Annotated in this window: 2 protein-coding genes; both read right to left on the bottom strand. The window is 41.5% G+C overall.

Annotation, left to right across the window (positions count from 1 at the left end):
• Window positions 1-278: 278 nt before the first annotated feature.
• Window positions 279-800 (bottom strand): UpxY family transcription antiterminator, encoded by a 522-nt coding sequence (locus tag AC37HE_RS14640; protein ID WP_500783598.1) that lies wholly within the window; start codon window positions 798-800, stop codon window positions 279-281.
• Between the two features lie 142 nt (window positions 801-942).
• Window positions 943-1,808, bottom strand: an 866-nt coding sequence (locus AC37HE_RS14635; protein WP_500783597.1) for a GNVR domain-containing protein, incomplete at its 5' end; no start/stop codon positions are given.

Below are 1,808 nucleotides of genomic sequence, written 5' to 3'. Positions count from 1 at the left end.
GTATTTCTCTTCGTCGTATATCCCTATTACTTCTTCGGGCAACTGGTCGCTCCAACGAGTTGTATTCAGGTAATCCAATATACGTTCTAATACAAAATCAAGAATAAGGATGGCAATAATCAGCCAGAAAATCGTTGTCATTCTATTTGTTTTTATGAGGCTACCAAAGGTAGAAAAAAGGATGCGATTTGATCGGGCTATTGTGTTGTTCTTTTGTGCAAGAAAACCAGGAAGCACACAATCGCAGTAATAGGAGAATTTTGGTCGTACGATGAAATTTAGACCGGGATTGTTTCAATATGAGCCAGCGGAATATCGACGGTTATGGTATAGGGAATCTGCTCGATACGAACGCCAACTACTTTTTTCCCTTTTAGTTGTACGAATTCTCCTTTCATACCTAGGAGCGGCCCGGCAATTACTTCGACCTTTTGTCCCGGAGCAAGATCATCAATCGTCAGTTCAACTTGTAAATCCTGCGGTTCTAAAATTCTTTTTAAGGTAAGAATTTCTTCGTCGCGGATTGGTGTGGCTTTCCCTGCAGTTGTCACAAAGCAGACAACATGGGAGACCTGCAAGGTTGCATCATATTCCTTACGATCGATATGAACAAATAGGTAGCCCGGCAGGAGCGGTAACTCGACCTTTTTTTTGCGGTCGCTCCACTGTCTTATCTTTTGTTGCAAGGGCAGGTAGCTTTCAATTCCCCTGTTTGTGAGTTCCATCCATGCTTTTTTTTCGCATCGGCTTTTCACATAGATTGCATACCACCTTTTATTTTCCTCCTGATTGTTGTTCATGTTTCAAAATCGGATTGTAAAGATAATGCTTTTGAAGGATTGAATTGAAGATATAACAATATGCACTAGATGGATAAAAAGAACAGCCTCCGGTAAATCACAGAGACTGTTCTTTTTATGCATGTTGGAATGGTTTATCTGCTTAACTTTCAGCTTGCCATTTTTCTTTCACTGAGCTGAAAAACTCTCGTCCGAATATCAGACCGACACCAGCAACAGCACCAAGGAATATCCAAATAAACAGGATTAATGGTCTGTTGGGTTTCGATTTCTCGATTGGCACCCGAACCGGTTCTATGACTGTTAATATTGGTGTATCTTCTTTAACTTGAATTTGAGCTGTTTCAACTTGCTTAGCCAGCTCTGAATACACCGAATATGCCAGGTTGTACTGACTTTGAAGTCGCTCCTGTTCGGTTAGCGCAATTGCAGAACTTACATTTTTATTGCGATCGCGGAAAAGAGCCAATTGGTGCTGAGCTTCTTCAAATTCCGTTTTTTTCTCGTCATAACGAGCTTGTATGAATTTCAGTTGATCAGCAGCCTTCTCCAGCTTGTATTTGGTTATATACTCCTGCAACATGTTTTGAGCTTTTTGCGCAACTTGTGCTGTCAGAAGCGGGTCGCTAAAATTGGTTGATAGCGTCACATAACCATCTTTGTCGTTAACATCCAAGCTTATTTGCTGGCTTAATGTTTTGCGGACTGCATCCTGATCTTGAGTTAGGCTGATGATCTTTGCCTCAGAGCTATCTAAGGCAACAGGTTTCTGTTCGCCTTTTATCGCTTTTAGCAATACGAAGGGCAGACCGAGCGTGTATTTTTTGATTGTTCCAAGTACCCCGGCTTTTTGGTATTCGGTATAATATTCAAAAAGGCTAATCGGATGATCTACATCGGGGCAATCAAATTTGCTGTTCATCAATTCCAGTTGAAAAGGAATTGACTGCAAAATTTGTGGGTAAATCATCGGGGACAAGGCATCGGCTGTACTCCCACTACCCAGGT

The organism is Mangrovibacterium sp. (assembly GCF_059905295.1).
Note: the sequence above shows the minus strand (reverse complement) of the source record. Positions and strands in the feature narration are given on the sequence as shown.

Coding starts and splice junctions, on each gene's coding strand:
- AC37HE_RS14640 (WP_500783598.1), bottom strand. CDS start 800: ATGAACAACAATCAGGAGGAAAATAAAAGGTGGTATGCAATCTATGTG.